Origin of the sequence: Vibrio sp. S12_S33, assembly GCF_963889785.1 — a bacterium.
GTDB classification, from domain to species: domain Bacteria; phylum Pseudomonadota; class Gammaproteobacteria; order Enterobacterales; family Vibrionaceae; genus Vibrio; species Vibrio aestuarianus.
Genome location: NZ_CAWPQZ010000451.1, coordinates 1 through 230, shown reverse-complemented (window position 1 = coordinate 230; position 230 = coordinate 1). Strand labels below are relative to the sequence as shown.

Sequence of the window (230 nt, the reverse complement as noted above, 5' to 3'; positions counted from 1 at the left end):
ACTAGGCGTTTAAGACGGATTCCCAACGCTTGGGAGTTTCGATTCTAGGTTGAGTTTTGTGTTTAAGGCGCAATGGTTTAGGATTGTGGTCGCGTTGCTCACCACTTAACGCGGCGTTATGTGTTTGATGAGTTTTTAAGGTCAAAGCTACGATTTCATTGATAATTCGTTCCGTGTTTTCGGCAGGTTGGTTTGGTCGAACTGGATTCTTGAACAACCTGAGATTGATC

Annotated in this window: 1 protein-coding gene; it reads right to left on the bottom strand. The window is 43.9% G+C overall.

The features are described from left to right. Position 1 precedes the first annotated feature (1 nt). Positions 2-230 (bottom strand): hypothetical protein (locus tag AACW06_RS20695; RefSeq protein WP_238336800.1); only part of this gene is annotated, 229 nt, incomplete at its 5' end.